The organism is Bythopirellula goksoeyrii (genome assembly GCF_008065115.1).
In the GTDB taxonomy this organism is placed as follows: Bacteria; Planctomycetota; Planctomycetia; order Pirellulales; family Lacipirellulaceae; genus Bythopirellula; species Bythopirellula goksoeyrii.
The window spans coordinates 6,387,937-6,405,051 of the sequence record NZ_CP042913.1 but is presented as its reverse complement, the minus strand read 5'-3'; the positions used below and the strand labels follow the sequence as shown (position 1 = coordinate 6,405,051).

Sequence of the window (17,115 nt, the reverse complement as noted above, 5' to 3'; positions counted from 1 at the left end):
GGAAGACATGTCTATCTGCTCAATGCCTGTTGTCTCTCGTCGCGATTTCTTCGCCAAATGCGGGATGGGAATGGGCGGATTGATGCTCAGTGGGTTACAGAGCGAATCTGCTCTTGCTGCTGCCGATCAACTGGCGACCAGGACTCCCCACTTTGCGGGGAAGGCGAAGCACGTTATCCATTTGTTCATGAATGGGGGGCCCTCGCATCTCGACACCTTCGATCCGAAACCGATCCTCAATAAGTATGCCGGCAAGCCGCTGCCTTACGAGAATTTGAAATCGGAGCGTCCCACGGGGGGCGTGCTCGCTTCGCCATTTAAATTCAATCGCTACGGTGAGAGCGGCATTGAGGTTAGCGAATTGTTTCCGCATGTCGCTGAGCGAATTGACGACATCTCGGTGGTGCGTTCGATGTATGCCGACGTGCCGAATCATGAGCCATCGTTGATGCTGATGAATTGCGGCGATGGGCGGCTGATTCGACCGAGTGTTGGTTCTTGGGTGACCTATGGCCTAGGAAGCGGCAATCAAAACTTGCCAGCCTTCGTGGCGTTGTGCCCCGGTGGTTATCCGATTCAAGAATCACAGAATTGGCAGGCCGGATTTTTGCCCGGTGTTTATCAGGCGACTCACATTGACACCCAACACGAGAGCATTGACCGGCTGATCGAGAATATCGAAAACAAGCGCACTTCCCGCAGCGATCAACGACAGCAACTGGATCTGCTATTGGAACTCAATGCGCAACATGCCGCGAGTCGGCAGGATGACCCACAACTGGAGGCCCAGATCAATTCGTTTGAGTTGGCTTATCGAATGCAGATGGAAGCGACCGACGCGTTTGATGTTACGCGTGAGCCGCAACACATTCGCGATTTTTATGGCTCCGGAGTGCAAGGTCGGCAGATGTTGATTGCCCGCCGTTTGGTGGAGCGCGGTGTGCGGTTTGTACAAGTCTGGCACGGCCACGGTCAACCCTGGGACAATCACGATGACATAGCTAGCCTGCATCGCAAATTGGCGAATGAGTGCGACCGGGCGATTGGTGCGCTATTGGCCGATCTCAAGCAGCGTGGGTTGTTGGATGAAACGCTCGTTCTCTGGGGGGGCGAGTTTGGCCGCACGCCGGTGGTAGAACTCCCCAAAGAGGGTCTCAACGAAGGCAAGATGAACGGTCGTGATCACAACCACCACGGGTTCACGGTGTGGATGGCGGGTGGTGGAGTGCGCGGCGGATATATTCACGGTGCAACCGATGAGTTTGGTTTCAAAGCCGAGGAAAAGCCGATGCATGTTCACGACCTGCACGCCACGATGTTGCATTGCCTGGGCTTCGATCACGAGAAGCTGACGTATCGCTACGCGGGACGCGACTTCCGACTCACCGACGTGCATGGTCAGGTGGTGAGAGAGTTGCTGGTGTGATCGGGAGTCGGTGTGCGGGTTAGTTCCCTGAAAGTGCCGTCAAGAGTGTGGCAGGGATGTATGTTAGCACTACAGCGCAGGGTCGAATTAACCGCGACGAACACAACAAGAACTTAGAATGCTGCATGGTAATCGCTTCATCATGGTTCGCGCGGGAACGGATTCTACAACGAATCAACAGCAGTCAGGGCGCCGGCTGTGAAGATGCCGGAGAATTTTGCGATTCTCAGACTCTTATCGTTGTGCCGTTCTGGTTCAACCTTGCGTAGTAGTACTAGAGTCTTGCTGCGTGGACTCACGTGGCAAGGCTGCGAAAGCGAAGATTCCTGCTACCACGAATAGAGCGAAGGCTGAGGGCTCGGGGACGGTCGTTGTATTGGCCCTGAGCGAATTGGGAGAGCCATAGTTTGCTTGCCAATCGGCCAAGCTTCCCGTAGCGGGACTTCGTTGCCAAACTAGAAAATCCCTGCCGTCGACGATGCCATCTCGATTGAAATCAGCGGAGCGAGTGGCAGTGACGAACTGCTCACCTGGGATGTTGGCCAGATTGATCGATCCGAAGTTGTTTCCCAAGTTTCCTTGCAGAATTCCCACTCCAGCGAATTGGTTCGAGAGATGGCTGTGAGAGCCATTGCCAATAAACGCGGCAATTTTGACGGGGCCAGTGGGGTTTCCTAGCTCGGCCAGCGGCAGCGAAAACTCGATGCCGGTCATCACATTCTGGGGATCTCCGCCCGTGGGGCCCGAGCCCGACACGACCCCTTGTGTATTGCTGTTGTTGATTGCCATGAGAAAGCCGATGTCATTGGCTAGGTCGCGGTGGCCACGGGTGTTGTTGGGATCGTTGACGGTGTCGACGGGTTCGGCGAACTCGTGTTCTGCTGGGTTGCAGGAAGTGTCGGCGGGGCTAGAACAGCCATTGTTGAATTGGTCAATCGGCTCCCCTTGGGCTAGACCAGGCTCGAAGCCGAAAGCATTGCGCTGAAAACCGATCTCGCTCTTCTGTCCCCCAGCGCCTGCGGTGAGATCTGCGTAGAAGGCCGACAGGGTGTAGATGTCAACGGGATTCATCGGGTCGCCAAACTGATGATTGCCGTTGGAAAAAGTGACATACCGATCGGCCTCGAACCCCGCGTCGAACCGCAGGCCATGGAGTTGTTGGAGAGCACCGGTGGAGGGGGAGCTCCCGGGACAACAATAGGGATCGACCTCGGCTGGGAGATTTGAGCCAACCAACTGATTCATGCCACCTGGCATGGCGTCAATAAAGATTTCCAGCTTGTTAAAGTTTGATTCCAGATTACCAGCGATGAGCACGTAGAGACGGTCTCCAGTGATCGTAGCGAAGACTTGATCGATCTCCGAACCCCCGTTGGCATAGCGAAAGTCTCCGTTGGTGGCATTGCCGTATTGTGTGTTCGTGTTCTGAACCGATCGAGCGGCGCCGTAGTACATCTCGTCTCCAACAGCGGTGCCGTCCACGACCGGCGCAGCGACAGATTCTTCTGTTGCTATGACCAGCAGCGAACACGCTATCAGGATGCACGGAAGCGATTTCATCAAAAGTCTTGTAAGATACGGCATGATTAAACTAAGAGCTTGCGCGACAGACTTGCGACCATGAGAGCGATCAAACAGGACGAGATGATTGTTGGCTCGGGGACTGATCGCGACGACGCTAGGGCAGCAGAGTTGCCGTATTCCGCTTGCCAGAGGGCGAGGTCTGCCTGGTCGACCATGCCACTGGCATTGAAGTCACCATCGCTCCAGTCGCCACTCTTGCCGAAGTTGCGTTGCCAGGTCAGGAAGTCACGTCCGTCGACGTCGCCATCGCGATCGGCATCGCCATCAAGAATGCCCGAGACGCTGACTATCTTTCTAACGACACCATCGTGTTTGTTGAGAACATAGATTTCACCATCGGGACCGACTCCGAAGCGAAGGTCAGTTCGTGACTCATTTTGTCCCGTCTCATCAGCAATGATTTGCAAGAGGGTTTTCTCGACCCCGCCACTGGTGAGCTGAACCTCGGCAAACGGTGCCAGGTGCCCGTTGTTGAGATTCGTGAGATTGGTAAAATCATCGCGCTGGAAAAGTTCGTCGACGTCCACGGCGAAGATCGGTCCGGAGTTCGTGGCGAACTCTCCAAAGAGATAAAGTCCTGTAAGTTGTGGCACCTGGGTGCCACGGTAGACGGAGCCACCGACGATCGCCACGCTGCCGTTGACCAGATTGTTTATGTGGTCGTACTGAGCGACGGGGTAGGTGAAGCCGTCAGTCGTGTGGTTGGCTGGTAGGTTGTCCACTTCGTTGGGATTGCCTGTTGTAAGAAACGTACCCTCTCGTAGGTCCCAGCCATAATTTGCTCCCGCGACGCCCAAGTTGATTTCTTCGATACTTCCCTGACCGATGTCGGTGATAAGCATTTTGCCGTCGCCCGCCGTATCGAAGGTGAACCGGTGGGCATTGCGAAGACCATTGGCCCAAATCAAGTTTCGCGCGGTTGCTGGATCATTGCTGGTGCGAAAGGGGTTGTCGCCAGGGACCGAGAATGGGTTGGCTCCCGCGGCCAGCGGATCAATACGCAGATAGGAACCGAGTGGTTGGGAGAGATTTTGAGCAAGATTGAAGGGGTCCTGCGGACCGCCGCCATCTCCTAAGGCAATGTAGAGCTTGCCGAAATCGGGCTCGCCTGAGCTAGCATTGGGGTTGAATCCGATCTGGGCAATATTGTGATCACTGTTAGTTTGACCGACATAGAGCAATTCTCGATAGGAACTGGTGTCGACGGTGCCATTGGCGTTGACGGTCCACTCGCCAACGATCGAATCATGGTCGACGCCGGGTGGAGAGGGTGCACCAAAGATGACTGGATTGCCGACTAACGGCCCGCCAAAAGCTGTGCGACTGTGTGAAGTGTAGAACTTGCGATAACCATCGGTGCCTGAATTGTTGAAGTCCGGATGGAATGCCAAGCCTCGCAAACCTTGCTGAAAGCCATCACGGAAAGCCGGAACGGCAGTGGTGAGATCCAAGAAAGTCACGGGAGTGGGACTTCCTGCGCCAGTGTCGAACGAGTAGATCTTCCCGCGCTGGTCAAGCACGTAGGCCAGCCCAGGGGCACCTCCCCCGGTGAGGAATTCCAGGCGCGGCGCTTGATTGTTGCTGTTGGGGATCGAGACGACGTCTTGCAGTTCCATCGACCAGTCAAACTTGGGAATGCTTGCGTCGAGCGGATTGCGAGCGGGCAGAGCTGCTGCCGCTTCTAAACAAATGGACATTTGCCCAATAAGAAACACCAAGATCCATCGAGTTCCGCCCATTTCACGCTCCAGTTTCCGAGCAACACTGACTGTCGAATAGTTTCCAAACGGTGATCGGGCCCAGAACAATTCCGGACCTCGAAGGAATTCATTATACCAAGCCCTTCCTGATGGGAGCGAAACTGCTGCCTTGATTTGTCGTTTTTTTTACAAGCGGCCAATTTCAGAATGATGAGCTAGGCGATATCGATGCGACCTCATGTAGTACTGGGGAGTTCTCGACGTGCGGGGTCGTGGTTTACAGCAGGAGAACTGCAAAGTTCGTCGCATGAGTTGAATGTTGAATAATGACCAATGTGCAATTTCCCATGACCAATTTCGGCAGAAAACTCTTAAGTCTTGGTCATTCGTCGTTGGGCATTCGGGATTCAGTGTATATGACTTTGCAGTTCTCCTGTGGTTCACTGGAGGAGCGTTGTCGGGTTGTGAATTGTGAAGTAGAATCAGAGAGTCGTTTTTCCATGTTATTGTGTCGAGGTTCTCAATGAGCGACTCTTTTCTCGTTCGCTCGCATCAAACCGCTTTTGGTGTAGGCTGCCTGCTACTTTCTTTTTGGGGAGTGGGGATCACGCAGGGAGTCGACCTCCAAGGCGCGCACCTTTTTACAGCGAACTGTGTGCGGTGCCATGGGGAGGCAGGAAGTGGCACAGAAGATTACCCCGATCCCCTGCGGGGCGATCTTTCCGTGGCACAGCTTGCGGAGCTGATTCGGCTGACGATGCCGGAGGATGATCCAGAAACACTTTCTGTCGAAGAGGCCCGGTCGATTGCTGAGTATGCTCATCGTGAATTTTACTCACCCGTGGCGCAGTCGCGAAATAAGTTGCCGGAGATTGATTTGGCACGCCTCACTGTGAAGCAGCATCGCCGAGTTTTGGCAGATTTGGTTGGCGGCTTTGCAAAGGCCGTGCAGTGGCAAGGAGGCGAGGGACTCAAGGGTGAATACTACTTGGGTCGTCAGGGAAGCGAGACGAAACCACGAGGCGAGTTGGCACTGACTCGTGTGGACCAAACGGTTGAATTCGATTTCACGGGTTCTCCGCCAGTTGAAGGTGGTAAAGACAAGGGTCACTACTCGGTTCTTTGGTCGGGATCGATCTATGCTGCCGCGACGGGTTGGTATCGATTCGACGTACGAACCGAGCGATCGGCACGACTATGGGTGAACGACAATAGCGATCCGATAATCGATGCCTGGATACAATCTGGGGAGGGAAGCAATTCTGAAGCAAAGGTTTTTCTGATCGGGGGGAGGAGTTACCCCGTGCGGGTCCAGTTCTCGGTAAGCAATCAAGGCGTGCAGGACAAGAAATTCGATAGAGAAGAATTCTTGACCAAGGCAGCTTCAATTCGGTTGCTGTGGGAGCCACCGCATGGAACGCTACAAACGATTCCCAAACGGTTCCTTTCGCCTCAAGCAGTTCCAGAGTCGTTTGTTTGCACGACGCCGTTTCCTCCAGATGATCGCAGCTATGGATGGGAGCGGGGAACGACCATTTCCCAGGCATGGGAAGAGGCAACCACGGGCGCTGCGATTGAGGCGGCCAACTATCTCGACGCGCACCTAGCACAATTAACCAAAAGGGGCAATGTATCGACGCGGGAGACGCTAGAAGGTTTCGCAACGAAACTGGCCGAGAGTGCGTTTCGCCAGCCACTCACTCCTGAATTGAAGCAAAAATATGTGACGCAACATTTTCAGGAAATCGACGATCCGCAGCTTGCCTTGCGAAGGGCAGAGTTGATGATCTTGATGAGCCCACGGTTTTTGTACCGCGAAGTTGATGCTGAACCCTCTGCCTACGACGTTGCCTCCCGGCTGGCGTTTACGTTGTGGGATAGTCAACCAGACAAGAAACTGCTTGCTGCGGCAGACAAGGGAAAGCTGGCGACCGAAGAACAGGTTCGAAAGCAGGCCGTGCGTATGCTAGGCGACATGCGCGCCAGATCGAAGCTACAAGATTTCTTGCTCACGTGGCTGGACGTTGATTCGCAAGTGGACCTGACAAAGAATCCAGAGCGGTTTCCGGAATTCGATGCCGAGACGATTGCCGATTTGCGTACCTCACTTGAAGTATTTCTCGATGAGGTCGTCTGGTCGGAGGAATCAGACTATCGTCGGCTGTTTTTGGCCGATGAGGTGTTCCTAAACAAGCGGCTCGCCCGGTTCTATGGGGAATCGGAATTGAACGACTCCGAAGAGTTTTCTAAGTCGAAGATCGATGGCGGTCGCCGGGCGGGGGTGTTGACGCATCCCTATGTGCTGGCACGGTTTGCCCATCCGGAGGACACATCGCCGATTCTGCGCGGGGTATTTCTGGTACGGCGTGTGCTGGGTCAAGCCTTAAAACCTCCTCCAGAGGCAGTACCGCCGCTTGCTGCAAGATTGCATCCTGAGTTGACCACGCGCGAGCGAGTCACCTTGCAAACCAAACCGGCGAGTTGCATGACCTGTCATCATTTGATCAACCCCCTGGGATTTACACTCGAACGATTTGACGCGGTGGGCCGTTACCGTGATCATGAGGACGACAAAGTAATCGACGACGTAGGTGTGTACCAGGCACGAGAAGGGGAGGCTGTGACACTCGCCGGAGCACGTGACTTGGCGGAGTTTCTCGCATCGAGCGAGGAAGTCCATGAAGCATTTGTGGAGCAGCTATTCCACTACCTTGTGCAACAGTCAATTCAAGCCTACGGACCAGAAATGCAGCAGCGATTGACTCGTAGCTTTGTGAAACAAGACTATAATATTCAAAAGCTTGTAATCGAGATTGCGGTGGCGTCCAGTATGCGTGGGCGTGATGATGCTGAGATTGAACGGATAAGTGCCGATCGAGATTAGTATTTGTTCTAAAGGGAGCGGGCAAAGATGGTCAAACTATTGCCACAAAAAGCACAAAGAGGCACGATAAATTGTACTTGAATCTCGCAGGAAACTTTCCAGGGTGTGACGTTGTAGCGCGCTGGGTTCTTTCTGGCTATTGATTGTTGTAAGGAAAAGAACGAATAGACTGGGGATCGAGGGCTCAACACGTGTTTTCAAGTAGAAGAGAAGTACTATGACTCACTTTAACAATCGTCGCGACTTTTTGCGGAAGCTAGGTCTGAGCGCAGCCGCGGTTCCTTTTCTAGGCAATACTCCCAGCCTGGGATTTGCCAATCAAGGTGCCCGCAAGCAGCGATTGGTGATTCTGTTTACTCCCAACGGAGTTGTGCCGAAAACCTTTTGGCCTGACGAGGAGGGGACTGAGTTTACGCTGAAAGAGAGTCTCTCCCCCCTGGAACCGTTTAAGGATCGCTCGCTCATTCTCCATGGAGTGTGTGATAAGCTGCGAGGGGATGGCGACAGCCATATGCGGGGGATGGGTTGTCTACTGACGGGGAGTGAACTCTTTCCGGGAAATATCCAAGGAGGGAGTGATACGCCAGCGGGCTGGTCGAGTGGACTTTCGATCGATCAAGAAATCAAAAACTATCTCCAAGCCAAGGAAGCGACCCATACCCGCTTCGGTTCTTTGGAGTTTGGGGTACTCATCCCAGAGCGTGCCGACACGTGGACTCGTATGGTGTATGCGGGCCCCAATCGCCCGATTGCGCCGATCGACGATCCGTATCAGATGTTCTCAAAAATGTATGGCGAGATGAAAGATCGTGAGAATATCGCGAGCATCCTCGATGACCTCCAAGCCGATCTTCGACAGGTTCGCAATCGATTAAGCACTGATGATCAACGACTGCTTGACCAGCATGCCACGTTTGTACGCGAATTCGAAAAGTCACTACAAGAAACCGGCGACCACGATATCGCGCATGCCGAGCCGGAGCTTGATCCGGGTGTCGAGCATAAGCAGGAAAACATGCCGACGTTGAGCCGGATGCAGATCGAGCTCATGGTCAACGCCTTTCAGAACGATTTTACGCGCGTGGCGACGCTCCAATACACGAACTCAGTGGGTCAGGCACGCATGAGTTGGCTGGGTATCGAGGAAGGGCACCACACAATTTCGCATGAGCCAGATGACAACGCCACGGCTCAAGAGCAATTGACCAAAATCAACCATTGGTTTTGTGAGCAAGTTGCGTTGTTGGTGAAGAAGCTAGCGGAGACTCCCGAGCCGGGAGGTCCGGGATCATTGCTCGACAATACCCTGATCGTGTGGACTAACGAGTTGGGCAAGGGGAACTCGCACACGATGGACAACATTCCTTTTGTGTTGGTAGGAGGGGGGCTCGATTTTTCCATGGGTCGTTCGGTGAAGTTGAAAGAGGTGAATCACAATCGGCTCTTGATGTCATTAGCCCATGGGTTTGGGCATCAGATCGAGACGTTTGGAAATCCGGACTACTGTGGGGGTGGGGCGCTGTCGCTTGGCTGAGATTTGCGGAAAGCCACCTGCCAAGGCGGATCAACGACATGCGGCTGCCATTTGGGAAATGCGAATTTGGGTGCTATAATCATGATAGTCCTCGCATCAGCCGTTTCTTATTCCCCTTTGCCCCACCAACAGCATGCAACCCTTCCTTCAAGCATTGGGGCGACGTCTCAAGCCCATATTGGATGTTCTGCTGAAGGTGCCGGACAATGTCGAGCGGTACGATTATCGAATGTATCTTTCGATGATCATCGCCAACTACATCGCACTCCTTTTGCATCTGTCGTGGGTTTTCGTTTTCTGGTGGTTGGATTTTCCGACGCTCAGTCTGATCAATGTTGGCAGCGTGATCTTCTGGATCTTCAGTATCACGATTCTGTACCGATGGGGAGCCATGCTGACCGCCGTCATACTCGGCTCGACGGAAGTGCTGATTCATCAGTTTCTAGCCGTCTATTTCTTGGGCTGGGACTATGGATTTCAATACTATCTGCTGGTAATTGTCGCGTTCACGTTCTTAATGAATTTCAAGAATGTGATGTACATTCCGGTGATCTTGTTTTTCGTTTGCCTGATCTCATTCTTGGGTTTTTACTATCAGGTTCAATATTGGAACCTCCCCCATGTGAAATTGGGTGAGACGGCAGAAATGGCTTCTGGAGCAAGAGAAGCATTTCAGATAATCAATGTGGCGAGTGCCTTCGCTATTCTCGCGATTATGTCGTTTTTCTATAGCGACGCGGCCCAGAAGGCGGAGGCGTTGTTGGAGTTGGAACGCGCGAAATCGGAATTGTTGCTCTTGAATATTTTGCCGACTTCAATCGCCCAACGGCTCAAAGAAGACCGTTCGATTATCGCCGACTATTTTGAGTCGGCCACGGTGTTGTTTTCTGACATTGTCGGATTCACGGCCCTCTCAGAAAGAGTGCCACCAAAGGAACTGGTGGACCATCTGAACTGTCTTTTCTCGGCCTTCGACGACTTGGCTGAAAAGCATGGACTTGAGAAGATCAAGACGATCGGCGATGCCTACATGATCGCTGGCGGAATTCCGGTCCAGCGAGCGGGTCACACCAAGGCGGTTTCTGCTATGGCCCTTGATATGATCGAAGCGGTAGAAGCGTGCAATCGGGCAACCGGCGAGCCGGTCAGCATTCGTATAGGTATCCATACTGGTCCGGCAGTGGCGGGAGTGATCGGAGTCAAGAAATTTGCCTACGACGTTTGGGGTGACACCGTGAATACCGCCAGCCGCCTGGAGATGAGTAGCCTCCCGGGTAAGATTCAGCTCTCGGAGCAGGTCGCCGAGAGACTCGATGGTGACTTCGTCGTCGAGGAACGTGGGGAAGTGGAAGTGAAGGGGAAGGGGACCTTGAAAACATATTGGCTCGTAGGCAGAAATGTCAATGGAGTTGTATCGAATCTAGTTGGTACTGACCATTCTGTGCCGGCCACGGCTGAGAGAAATGGGGATTCGTAGATCCTCGTCACAGATCGCCTGTGACTTTTAAGAGCTTTTCTGCAATTCTATGCCAGCCTGTTTGCGCATTTCGTTTCCAACATTGAAGCGCATCTCGCTTGCGAATCGATCGATGGGCCGACTTTTGCAAAAAACCCCACACTATAGACACGGATGAGGAGGATATCCATTGTTACAATGGGTCCACCCCTGGCGTGAAACAGCTCTAGGTACATTCCTAGATAAACCCCGAATCCTGTGTTCTGATAGCTCTAGCCTCAAACGGAGTTCCAATATGACTGCCTTTCGTTTTTGCCTGACTGCTTCCGTTATCCTATTGATTGAGTGCTGTTCGCCCGCCTTTGCAGAGACGGTTTACAACGTACGTGATCATGGTGCCGAAGGGGACGGCGTGACGCTGGATACCGATGCCGTGCAGGAGGCGTTCGACGAATGTGACAAGGCAGGGGGTGGTACGGTGCTTTTGCCGGCCGGAACGTACTTGTGCAAGCCACTCACCATCGGCACCGAAACTACCTTGAGACTGGAAAAAGGTGCCACACTCAAGGCTACCGACGATCCGGCCGATTATGCTCGCACGGACAAGCCGGGCCAATTCAATCACTTTTTCACCGGCAAGGATTTGGAGCATGTCACGATTGAAGGCGAAGGCACCATCGACGGTTCGGGCCAGAAGTGGTGGGTTGACGCCGAGGAGGCCCGCCAGAAAAAATCTGGTTATACGCTGCCCCGACCGAATTTAATTGTCCTGACTCGAGTGAAGGATCTCACGGTCCGCGGTGTGACGATTCAAAATGCCCCAAAATTTCACTTCGTGCCGACGGACTGTGAGAACGTTGTGGTAGAAGACGCTAAGTTCTTCGCGCCCGAACGCGCTCCTAATACCGACGCGATTGACCCGAGTATGTGCCGAAATGTGATTATTCGACGGTGTTTGATCGACGTGGGTGATGACAACGTGGCGGTCAAGAGTGGCGATGCCCATCCAGACCGTGAGTTCGCTGCCGAAACCCTACTCGTGGAGGATTGCACTATAAAACATGGGCATGGCATTTCTATCGGCAGCGAAGTCGTGGGGGGTGTGAAAGATCTCGTGGTGCGGAACTGTACCTTTGAGGGAACCGACAACGGTATCCGGATCAAGACCGACCGTAAGAAGGGCGGACCCGTAACGAATATGCTCTACGAAAACATCACAATGAAGGATGTGGCGGGGGCGATCAGGATCACGTGCTATTACCCAAAAATTCCGCCGATTGAAGAGCCTAAACCGCTCACTGAAACGACACCGGCATATAGCAACATTACGATTCGCAACCTGACGGCCACCAGTACCAAAGATGCCGGGTTCATTGTGGGTCTGCCTGAGAGTCCGATCAAGAACGTGTTGTTGGAGAATGTGAAAATCACCTCAGATAGGGCGGGCCTTGAAATTCGGCACGTTGAGGGAATCAAGCTGGAGAACGTCGAGATCATTCCTGCGAAGGGTGAACCGCTGATAGTGAACGATGCGGAGATCGACGAGTAGTCCTGGAATTGATTCGTTTCGATCCATCGATGCATACAAACTCTCTCCATTCGTTGGCCGGATCTTTCCTCACATGACAGCTCAACCCAATAATCCGCCTTACATTGATGGCTTGCTACAGCGATTGGCCAATGGCGATTCGCGCACAGCAGCCGCTTTTAGTCGGCACGTGCATTGGGGTTATTGGGAAGAACCGCCTCGGGCTGTTTGTACACCTGAGGAATACGGCGAGGCTGCTGAGCATCTTTGCAGAGTACTCTGCAATACGGCCGGGATTGACGACGGGATGCGGATCGTCGACGTAGGGTGCGGCTTCGGCGGGACAATTGCGAGTTTGAGTGAGCGCTTTGGTCAGTTGCAGCTTGTGGGGGTGAATATAGATCCGCGGCAACTTGAACGCGCTGCCGAGTTGGTGCGACCGTGTGGAATCAACTCGATCGAGTTTGTCCAGGCCGATGCGGCCCGGATTCCGCTTGATGACTCCAGTTGTGATGTCGTTCTGGCTGTAGAGAGTGTGTTCCATTTCGACCGTGCCGCTTTCGTTGCCGAGGCAAGTCGCTTGCTGGCACCTGGAGGGAATCTGACGCTTTCGGATTTTGTGCCCAGTGAGAGGGCTGCCGAGTATCTGGATGCGATCGATTTCTCGGCGGATGAGGCAGTCCAATGGAGCTATGGGGAGATTGATCTTACTTGCTCGCTAGATCGCTATCGAGAACTCGCCAAGGCCAATGGGTTAAGGCTCACTAAGGCAATGGACGTCACTGAGAACACGTTGCCGACGTATAAGTTTCTCGCAGCCAGTGCCAGTGACTGGCCGAAGTCGAGAGAGGTTGAGTTGTTTACACGTGCCACAAGTTTGTTGGAGAAGGCGAGTCGCAAGGGGATGTTGGGGTATCAGGTTCTACGATTTGAGAAGCATTGACGCGTTGCGCGCTCCGCTCTAGCGAGAACTACTCGCTGGGCGCGTCGCGGCTAACAAGTGTGGAGGTGCTGGCCAGCAGATTCGCAGTGAATGCCACATTGCCAGGCCTAAGTCACAGTTTTACCCACGAAGAGGATTTGTGTGTAAACTAGACTCTGAATTCCGCGTTTCATCCCTGCCAGTCCGTGGCTAGAATCGCACTACAAATGCAGTCGATTGTAGAGCTTTGTGTGGTGCATAGTGAACCGCTTCCAAGTACAGCAACAACATTCGAGTAGAGATTCTATGACAGAGAAAAAATCCGTGGCGCTGGTAACAGGGGCGTCGTCTGGGATTGGCAAAGCAATCGCGGAGAGGTTGCTAGCCGATGGGATGGTAGTCTATGGTGCCTCGCGTCGAGTTGAGATGATGGCTGATCTCAAATCGCTTGGGGCAATTATTCTTGAAATGGACATTACTAAGGAAGAAGATGTCGCACGAGTGATCGACCAGATATTGAGCGAGCATGGTGGCGTCGATGTGCTGGTGAACAACGCCGGATTTGGCAATTTTGGTGCCGTAGAAGATACCCCCATGGAGGATGCCAAATATCAGTTTGAAGTGAATCTGTTTGGACTCGCACGGATGACCAAGGCCGTGCTGCCACACATGCGTGCCAAGGCCCGCGGCAAGATCGTGAATATCTCCTCGATGGCGGGCAAGATGTATATGCCTTTAGGAGCCTGGTATCACGGTTCGAAACATGCCCTGGAAGGGTGGTCTGATTGCTTGCGCATGGAGACGGCACCTTTCGGAATCCAAGTCATCATTATTGAGCCGGGCGTCATCGAAACGGAATTCGACGACTCGATGATCGGTCCGATGATGAAGCGATCCGGCAACACGGCTTATGGTGGCATCGCCGAAAAGATAAAGGTGGCCAGCACCGAGGCGTACAAAGAAGGAAACGGTTCGCCGGCTAGCGCAGTGGCAAGAACGGTTTCGAAGGCTATCAGGTCCAGGCGGCCGAAAACACGTTACGTGGTAGGAAAGATGGCGCGGCCGATGATGTTTGCGCGAAAGTGGCTGGGTGATCGAACGTATGACGCGATCGTTTGGTGGTGGATTTAGCGGGAGGGACAATAACGCGCTCCGCTATTGACGAGCAGGACTCGACAGCCGCGTTGCGGCCAACAGTTTAGCCGTGGCCCCGCAGGGGAGCGTGTCCTCTATGTCCGCGAGAAGATCTCTTCCACCGCTTCGATCACGGGAACTACCACGATGCCTCCTTCGGTGATCGTGAAACCGCGGCGAGCGTCGAGTTCCAGATCGACGCCGATTTGGGCACCGTCGGGGACTTGCACATACTTGTCGATGATAGCATTGCGAACGACGGCGCCTTTGCCGATTTGGACTCCGCGAAATAAGATCGAGCCAGTCACTTCAGCACGCTCCTCAACGCGAACTCTTGGGGAGAGGATCGAGCGATCCACCTTGCCACCGGAAATGATCGTGCCAGCGGCCACGATGCTGTCGGTGGCCATGCCGCGGCGGCCGGAGGGTTCGTTGAATACGAATTTTGGCGGGGGCAGATTAGGCTGGTCGGTGCGTACTGGCCAGTGATAATCGTAAAGATTCAACAGGGGCTCGACATCGGTGAGTTCCAGATTGGACTGATAATAAGCGTCGAGGGTACCGACGTCCCGCCAGTAGAGATCCGCTTTGGAGTTCTCATCGATGAAGGGATACGCCATCAGCCGATGTGATTTGATAACCGACGGAATAATATTGCGACCAAAATCGTGCGCGGAATGCTGGATGGTGGCGTCCTGGCAGAGTTGGTCGAAGAGAAAGTGAGCATTAAAGACATAAATACCCATCGAGGCTAGGCACTGCGTGTCGCTACCAGGCATCGTTTTGGGCTCGGCAGGTTTTTCTTCGAAGCCGATGATGCGGTTCTGCTCATCGGTTTGCATGACGCCGAAGGATTTGGCATCGTCCACGCCCACCCGAAGGGCGGCGATGGTGAGATCGGCGTTATTCTCTTTGTGGAAGTCGACCATCTTGGAGTAGTCCATCTTGTAGATATGGTCGCCAGCCAAAATGACGACATGCTCGGGACGTTCTTTTTCGAGCGTGTAGATGTTCTGATAGACGGCATCGGCGGTGCCGCGGTACCACTGGTCGTCGATGCGTTGTTGTGGGGGAACGACGTCGATGAATTCGCCTAACTCGCGGGAAAGGAGGTGCCGCCAGCCGGTGCCAAGGTGGCGATTCAGGCTCATCGCCTTGTATTGAGTGAGTACCAGGACGCGGCGAATACCGCTGTTGATGCAGTTGGACAGGGTGAAATCGACAATCCGGTAGATACCACCGAAGGGGACCGCCGGCTTGGCGCGTTCGCGAGTGAGGGGTTCAAGCCGAGTTCCCTTACCGCCTGCTAAAACGACTGCCAAGACATCATTCATCGTGATAAGTCCTCCCTGGTGCTTCCCTGCCGAATAAGAATAGTCGTATTCTCCGTAATTCTAGTGGTTTCTTTAATATGGGCAAAGGGCTACCTCACCAGGTTGCCAAGCGATCTGAACGAAGAATTCATCGTTTCTGAATAGGACCACAACTTTTGGACAGTAAATTCTCGTTCATGTCATCCGTAGAACCAGGGCCGTGTAAGACGCACTTCGATGCCCACTCTTTGCCTACCACCGTGCGTTTCGGCCCTGGTTTCTTTCCGCTGAGTTTTGTCCGAGCGAGATAATACCCAATGAGAGCCTTTCCCGAATACTTGCCCTCACCCCGCAAAATCGCCTCAGAGTGCGAACAGATCCGTCAGCGTTGGACCCCCGCAGAGCGTCGCCGTCGGACGGTTGGTTTTGATTTGCTGGCGGAACAAGAGCGTTGGTTTCCGCCGACGATTGAGACGGCATCGTGCCTTTCAGGAGTTGGAAGGGTGGTGGCGGAAGTTTAGTGATTCATGGCAATGTGTTGCGGGCTCGTTGTCTTCGCTAGTTGGTCATACGCCTGAAGCATATTGGCCAGGGAGAAGTGCTCCTCAACGACGTTGCGGGCGTCAGCCGAGCATTGCTTGTGCAGTTCGAGGTTTTCCAGTAGCTCGACTGTGTGACGTGTCCAGAAGGAGCGTTTTTTAGTGGGAACCAGAAATCCATTTTCTCCGTGCGTGACGACTTGAGCGTGAGGAGCGGTGTCGTTTGCGACGACGGGGATTCCTAGTGCCTGCGCACAGAGCAGGGCTGTGGGGATTGCCGTGCTGCGGCCAGGTTGCCAATAGAGGGTCGAGTGTTTGAGTAGTCCAAAGGGGTCGGGAGTCTTTTGTGAAAAAAGACTCCCGACCCCTTTAAAAAAACGAATTGCAGTGGGATCACTTACCAAGCGAGCATAGCGCTCCAAGCGGTAGCGATCGGGACCGTCGCCGAGGACTACAAGGCACGCCTGGGGGTGCAAGGTGCGGACCAGTTCGAAATTCCAGATTGCTTCGTCAATCAGCTCTGATCTGGTGAGCGGACCGGCAATCGTAATGAGTTGGGCTTCGGCGGGGAACTTGAGTTCGGCGAGGAGTTCTTCATGGGATAGGTCGCTATTGGTTGGTGCGGCGACTCCAGGTGTGATGACGGTCGTCTTCTCCGAGGGTTTCTTGGCGTAATCGGCGACGATGTGATCGAGCACCGCTGCATTGCCGAGCCACTGAGAAGCCCAAGAACCCGCGGACGAGGATTCTGCGGGGAGCGTGGCAATTAGCTTGGCCTTGGGGAGTGTCCAGCGGGCGAGCGAAGCAAACTCTGTCGCGCGGACACCCCAGAAAAAAACTACCCTGGGATGCATCGAGCGGAGCTGAATTGCACATTCGCGCAGGGCAAACGGATCTAAATGCCAGCGGCGATGCACGAAGATGCAGGTGGCTCCCAGGTCATCGATTTCAGCTTGCGCATTAGGGTTGGCCGAGAGAATGATTACCGCCACCGACTCACCGGCTTGGACCTGACTGCAGACCACTTCTCGCAGATGAGCTGCGGCGTTGAAGGGAGACCACTCGGCGATGAGGTGGACGATGGAGTGGGGCATG

At 53.9% G+C, this 17,115-nt stretch carries 12 protein-coding genes; 8 read left to right on the top strand and 4 right to left on the bottom strand.

Annotated elements, in window-relative coordinates; genetic code table 11:
- The first annotated feature begins 7 nt into the window (after window positions 1-7).
- Window positions 8-1,426, top strand: coding sequence for a DUF1501 domain-containing protein (locus Pr1d_RS25390; RefSeq protein ID WP_148076151.1), 1,419 nt, complete (start codon window positions 8-10; stop codon window positions 1,424-1,426).
- Between the two features lie 255 nt (window positions 1,427-1,681).
- Here Pr1d_RS25390 and Pr1d_RS25385 read toward each other — a convergent pair whose 3' ends face one another.
- On the bottom strand, window positions 1,682-2,986 hold the full coding sequence (locus Pr1d_RS25385; protein WP_148076150.1) for a hypothetical protein: 1,305 nt from the start codon (window positions 2,984-2,986) through the stop codon (window positions 1,682-1,684).
- 26 nt (window positions 2,987-3,012) lie between these two features.
- Window positions 3,013-4,749, bottom strand: a complete 1,737-nt coding sequence (locus Pr1d_RS25380; RefSeq protein ID WP_148076149.1) for a PQQ-dependent sugar dehydrogenase — start codon at window positions 4,747-4,749, stop codon at window positions 3,013-3,015.
- 484 nt (window positions 4,750-5,233) lie between these two features.
- On the opposite strand from Pr1d_RS25380, the gene Pr1d_RS25375 reads away from it, so the two are divergent.
- The 6 genes from Pr1d_RS25375 (at window position 5,234) to Pr1d_RS25350 (ending at window position 14,165) form a co-directional block, all read left to right on the top strand.
- A complete protein-coding gene (locus tag Pr1d_RS25375) occupies window positions 5,234-7,594 on the top strand; it encodes a DUF1592 domain-containing protein (protein WP_148076148.1) in 2,361 nt (786 codons plus the stop codon).
- A 217-nt stretch (window positions 7,595-7,811) separates the two neighbouring features.
- Window positions 7,812-9,128, top strand: a complete 1,317-nt coding sequence (locus tag Pr1d_RS25370; protein ID WP_148076147.1) for a DUF1552 domain-containing protein — start codon at window positions 7,812-7,814, stop codon at window positions 9,126-9,128.
- A 133-nt stretch (window positions 9,129-9,261) separates the two neighbouring features.
- Window positions 9,262-10,605 (top strand): adenylate/guanylate cyclase domain-containing protein, encoded by a 1,344-nt coding sequence (locus Pr1d_RS25365; RefSeq protein WP_148076146.1) that lies wholly within the window; start codon window positions 9,262-9,264, stop codon window positions 10,603-10,605.
- 274 nt (window positions 10,606-10,879) lie between these two features.
- Window positions 10,880-12,133, top strand: a complete 1,254-nt coding sequence (locus Pr1d_RS25360; protein WP_148076145.1) for a glycoside hydrolase family 28 protein — start codon at window positions 10,880-10,882, stop codon at window positions 12,131-12,133.
- 73 nt (window positions 12,134-12,206) lie between these two features.
- The gene (locus Pr1d_RS25355; protein ID WP_168205484.1) at window positions 12,207-13,055 is read left to right on the top strand and encodes a class I SAM-dependent methyltransferase; all 849 of its coding nucleotides are present in this window, start codon (window positions 12,207-12,209) and stop codon (window positions 13,053-13,055) included.
- Window positions 13,056-13,340: 285 nt separating this feature from the next.
- On the top strand, window positions 13,341-14,165 hold the full coding sequence (locus Pr1d_RS25350; RefSeq protein WP_148076143.1) for an oxidoreductase: 825 nt from the start codon (window positions 13,341-13,343) through the stop codon (window positions 14,163-14,165).
- A gap of 98 nt (window positions 14,166-14,263) precedes the next feature.
- Here the strand turns inward: Pr1d_RS25350 and glgC are convergent, their stop codons facing one another.
- Window positions 14,264-15,502 carry a glucose-1-phosphate adenylyltransferase gene (gene glgC, locus Pr1d_RS25345; protein WP_148076142.1) on the bottom strand — a complete coding sequence of 413 codons (1,239 nt, stop codon included), beginning with the start codon at window positions 15,500-15,502 and terminating at the stop codon, window positions 14,264-14,266.
- A gap of 296 nt (window positions 15,503-15,798) precedes the next feature.
- On the opposite strand from glgC, the gene Pr1d_RS25340 reads away from it, so the two are divergent.
- Window positions 15,799-16,002, top strand: a complete 204-nt coding sequence (locus Pr1d_RS25340) for a hypothetical protein (protein WP_148076141.1) — start codon at window positions 15,799-15,801, stop codon at window positions 16,000-16,002.
- On the opposite strand, the gene Pr1d_RS25335 is transcribed toward Pr1d_RS25340, so the two are convergent.
- Complete coding sequence (locus tag Pr1d_RS25335; protein ID WP_148076140.1) at window positions 15,999-17,114, bottom strand: glycosyltransferase family 4 protein; 1,116 nt, start codon at window positions 17,112-17,114, stop codon at window positions 15,999-16,001. The two genes, Pr1d_RS25340 and Pr1d_RS25335, sit on opposite strands and share 4 nt — an antisense overlap.
- Window position 17,115 lies beyond the last annotated feature (1 nt).